Source organism: Candidatus Beckwithbacteria bacterium, from assembly GCA_012797845.1.
Classification (GTDB): domain Bacteria; phylum Patescibacteriota; class Microgenomatia; order UBA1400; family UBA1449; genus JAAZOH01.
The window spans coordinates 1-4,722 of sequence record JAAZOH010000046.1; the positions used below are offsets into that span (position 1 = coordinate 1).

Sequence of the window (4,722 nt, forward strand, 5' to 3'; positions counted from 1 at the left end):
ACAAAAACAAATGTCTAAAAACTCAAAAGCCAAAGTTATGTTAATTATCCGCGATGGTTGGGGTTATCGCCACTCTTGCGAGCTTAATGCTATTTGCGAAGCTAAGCCCAGTTTTGATAGTAGGCTTATGCAGCAATATCCACATACTTTACTAGCAGCTTCAGGGGAAGCAGTGGGTTTACCAGAAGGTTTTCAAGGTAATAGTGAAGTGGGCCACATGACGATTGGTGGGGGACGGATTATGTTTCAATCCATGGTGCGGATTGATAAAGCTATCAGTGATGGTTCATTTTTTAAAAATGATATGTTTTTAAAAGCTATTGCTAACTGCAAAAAATACAATAGCACTCTTCACCTTATTGGACTATTGCAAGTTGAAGGAGTTCATGCTCATATCAACCATCTCTTTGCTTTGCTGGATTTATGTCAAAAGCAAAACTTTAAAAATGTCTTAGTTCATGTCATTACTGATGGTCGAGATGCGCCAGTGCATGATAGTTTAAAACATCTTAGAACTTTGGAACAAAAATTGAAAAAACTAGGTTTTGGCCAGGTTGCAACTATTTCTGGTCGCTATTTTGCTATGGATCGGGATCAACGCTGGGATCGAACTCAAAAAGCCTATGATTGTTTAACACAAGGACAAACGCAACGAATGTTTGAAAAAGCCTCTGATTATATTCATGCCTGTCACAGTCAAAAAGAAACTGATGAATTTATTGTGCCAGGAAAAATAAGCTGGTATGAAGGTATTAAAAATCATGATAGTGTGATTTTTTATAACTTCCGGACTGATCGACCTAGACAGCTAACCCAGGCTCTAGTTGAACCCAAGTTTGATCATTTTCCAGTCCAAAAACTTGCTATCAACTATGTAACCATGACTCAGTATTACCAACCAATGAAGGCTGATGTTGCTTTTGCTGAAATTCCGGTAGTTCATTTTTTGGGAGAACTTGTCAGTCAACAAGGCTTAAAACAGTTACGCATTAGCGAAACTGAAAAATATGCTCATGTGACTTTTTTCTTTAATGGCCAAATCGAAAAACCGTTTACCGGAGAAGAACGGGTTTTAATCCCTTCACCAAAAGTAGCTACGTATGACTTAAAACCTGAGATGAGTGTAGGCCAAATTGCTGATGCTTTAGTCAATCAAATTAGACAAAAGGACTATAGTTTAGTAGTGACCAACTTAGTCAATGGCGATATGGTGGGTCACACTGGCATTAGACCAGCAATTCGCAAAGCGGTTCTAGCAGTTGATCAGGCTTTGGAACAAATTGTGATAGCTGGTTTAGAACAAGGTTATACTATTTTAGTTTTTGCTGACCACGGTAATGCTGAAGATCAAACCCCTAAATGGCGGACTTCTCATACTACCAATCCAGTACCATGTATTTTAGTCAGCAATGATCCAAAATTACAACAAGTTAAACTCAAAGAAGGTAGAGGATTACAAGACATTGCCCCAACTACGCTTAAACTTTTAGGAATTACTAAACCAAAAGAAATGAGTGGGGAGAGTTTAGTTTAATACTTAGTTACTTTAATGATAAGTACTGCAAATATTGCTAAAATCAAAGATTTTGCTCTAGAACAAATAGAGCTATATCAACTTCCTTCACGTTTTCATTTTAACTATGCAAATGATATTGGCCAGTTCTTAGCTAAAAAGTATAAAGCTAATCAACAAATCGTTCTTCTTGGCACGATACTTATGGATTGTATGTTAGGAGTTGCTTTTGAAGATAATAAGATTAATGAACACATTGCCTTGAGTGCTAAAAAAACAAAAACACTTTTAACAAATCTTCAAGGACTTTCCAGCAAAGAACGAGAAAATATTCATTATTGTGTTCTCCAACATCATGGAGTAAAAGAATTTTATTCTTTGGAAGCAGAGGTTTGCTGCAATGCTGATTGTTATCGCTTTGTCTCGATTAAAGGTTTTATTGGAGGAATAAGATTTACAAGCAATATGAAGTTAAAAGCTATAGTTGAACTTTATCAACAAAAAGTAGAAGAAAAATGGCAAGCTATAAGCTTATCTTATGTTAAACAGGATTTAAAAGCTGATTATCAAGCAATACAAAATCTCTTAAAATTATTTTGAAGAGATATTAATTTGGTAAAACAGTGAGTTGGATAGTTTGTTTTTGTTTTTCTTCTTCGCTAGGCGGTGGCGGACAAGGAATTTGAGGAATATTGCCGGGTAAAAAATATTCAGTTTTAATATTTTGACAACCTTGCAAACAAGTAGTGACTCCATAATCTTTACAAACCTGGACTGCTACCATTTCTGATGGTTTTTTAAAAGCTACCTGATAATTATAGTCTTTCAAAATATTGATCATAATATGATTCCAAATTGGAGTAGCTCCGGTAACTCCTGAAGCTACTGCGCTCATGGGACTATTGTCGTTATTGCCAACCCAAACAGCGACAACATGATCAGGAGTATAGCCAATAGCCCAGTTATCCCGCTTATCGTTGGTGGTTCCAGTTTTGACGGCCACTTGTTGATCAGGGATATTTAGAAGCGAATTGGGACCAAAAGCCGGAATCCGAGCGTTATTATCAGACAAAATATCGCTAATCTGATAAGCAATCATAGGGCTTAAAACCGGCTCGGCTTGGTTACTCAGTGGTTCAGCAGCCGATACAGAGGGTAAAAATGGCAAGCCTTCAATTGATTCTTCGCTATCAAGGAGAGTTTTACCTTCAATATTTTTAACTTCCAAAATTGGATTCAAAGGTACTTTATAGCCACCATTAGCAAAAACGCCATACATTACAGCTAAATCAGTCATTCTCACTTCGCCACCACCCAGTGTTAAGCTTAAGCCAAAACGGTTTCGATCAGTCCAGGTAGTGATTCCCATTTTTTCACCAAAAGAAATTAAATTTTGAACGCCGAGCTTATTTAAAACCTTAACAGCTGGCACATTAAAGCTTGAACCTAAAGCAGTTCGCAAGGTGACATTGCCATGAAACTGACCATCATAATTGACTGGAGTATAAGCGTGATCGCCATCAGGGAAACTGACTGGCGTATCTTCAATTAGAGAAACTGGAGTAAAACCGTTTTGCAAAGCCAAAGCATACGTAAGCGGCTTGATAGACGAGCCAGGTTGACGTAGTCTAGTAGTGACATTAACATTACCATCATTAACGGTGTCAAAATAATCTTTCGATCCCACCATAGCTAAAACTTCTCCAGTTTTGGGATTAGTAACCAAAGCTGCTCCATTGCTAACTCGCATGGGGATTAGCTCATTAACTTCCTGAGCTACTGCTTCTTCAGCTGATTTTTGGATTTTAGGATCCAAAGAAGTAATGACTTCCAAGCCACCCTCTTCAACCATTCGAGTCCCATATTGTTGAACTAATAAATCTTTAACATACATCACAAAATGAGGGGCAATAATTTTTTCTGTTAGGGGTTTGAGGGTGATAGGGGTTTGTTTAGCTTGATCAGCTTGAGCTTGACTAATATAGTTTTGTTCAACCATTTGGTTCAAAACCTGGCGTTGTCGGTAGATAGCATATTCAGGATTAGCTCCAAAGGGTGAATACCGAGTTGGGGCAGTTGGTAATCCGGCCAGCATAGCTGCTTCAGCTAAGTTTAGATTACGGGCTGATTTGCCAAAATAGGTTTGGGCAGCCTCTTCAACACCATATGTTACCCCACCATAAGGAATCTCATTAAAATACATTTGTAAAATCTGTTTTTTGTCAAACATCAGCTCTACTTCAATTGCTAAAACCAACTCTTTTACTTTTCTAGTATAGGTTTGTTCTGAAGACAGAAGAGCATTTTTGACTAATTGTTGAGTAATGGTTGAACCACCCTGAGTGTACTGATCATTAGTCAAATTTTGTTGTAGGGCTCGAGCTATTCCAGTAACTGAAAATCCCGGATGTTGCCAAAACTCCTTATCTTCAGCAGCTATGGTTGCATTGATTAAATAGTTTGGAAGTTCATCCATTTTGATCAAAGAACGGTTTTGACTCCGATAAATTTTATACAGCAAACTACCGTCTCGAGCATAAATTTTAGTAGTTAAAACTTTTTTGCGAGTTAGTAGCTCATCAGGGTTAGGAAGGTCTTTTAAAATAAAATAGTAAAAACTACTAGCTCCAGTTAGTATGAGCAATACCAAAATCACCATGTTGGTGTAAGAAAAAACAACACTGGGCTTTATGGTCGGTAGAAGTTTGGGAATCCGAACATCTCGGTTTAAAAAACTTAGATTAAGATAGGGAACTCTAAAAAACTGAGAAGACAAATATATTTTTTTTAACCAAATTTTAAGTAAGTCATGATCAAAACGGATAAGATGAATATGGGGTATGCAAGATTTTAAGCGTAGTAATAAAGCGCGATTCCATTGATACAGACTTTGATTGATTGAAGCGTAGGTCCAAAAAACTGCTTTTAAATTATCCTTGACAACATTATTTGAGATAGAAATCTTAGTAGTGATGCTTGGTTTTTTACCCAAAGAAAATGTTTTGAAAAAATGGATCAACTTATAAATAGCTAAGTAAGAAAGTTTAGCAATCCAGAAAATTGATTTGTAGGTAGCTCGGCCGATGCTTTGTAATAAAAAAACAACCCAGGATAATGGGTTGTATTTTTTAAGCCTTTGATTTAATCCTGTCCTAGTTTCCATGAGCTTATACTACCAAAGTCTAACAGAGGAAAAAAGAGGGAATTTA

Annotated in this window: 3 protein-coding genes; 2 read left to right on the forward strand and 1 reads right to left on the reverse strand. The window is 36.9% G+C overall.

Going from position 1 to position 4,722, the window contains the following annotated elements; genetic code table 11:
* Window positions 1–10: 10 nt before the first annotated feature.
* Both GYA49_06655 and GYA49_06660 read left to right on the forward strand, forming a co-directional pair.
* Window positions 11–1,534 carry a 2,3-bisphosphoglycerate-independent phosphoglycerate mutase gene (locus GYA49_06655; GenBank protein ID NMC36685.1) on the forward strand — a complete coding sequence of 508 codons (1,524 nt, stop codon included), beginning with the start codon at window positions 11–13 and terminating at the stop codon, window positions 1,532–1,534.
* Between the two features lie 15 nt (window positions 1,535–1,549).
* Entirely contained in the window at window positions 1,550–2,113 is a 564-nt protein-coding gene (locus GYA49_06660; GenBank protein ID NMC36686.1) for a hypothetical protein, read from the forward strand.
* Between the two features lie 7 nt (window positions 2,114–2,120).
* Here the strand turns inward: GYA49_06660 and GYA49_06665 are convergent, their stop codons facing one another.
* The gene (locus tag GYA49_06665; protein ID NMC36687.1) at window positions 2,121–4,676 is read right to left on the reverse strand and encodes a PBP1A family penicillin-binding protein; all 2,556 of its coding nucleotides are present in this window, start codon (window positions 4,674–4,676) and stop codon (window positions 2,121–2,123) included.
* Window positions 4,677–4,722 lie beyond the last annotated feature (46 nt).

Excerpts from the sequence above, each read along its gene's own strand:
- GYA49_06655 (NMC36685.1), top strand. The coding sequence starts at position 11 with ATGTCTAAAAACTCAAAAGCCAAAGTTATGTTAATTATCCGCGATGGT.
- GYA49_06660 (NMC36686.1), top strand. The coding sequence starts at position 1,550 with ATGATAAGTACTGCAAATATTGCTAAAATCAAAGATTTTGCTCTAGAA.
- GYA49_06665 (NMC36687.1), bottom strand. The coding sequence starts at position 4,676 with ATGGAAACTAGGACAGGATTAAATCAAAGGCTTAAAAAATACAACCCA.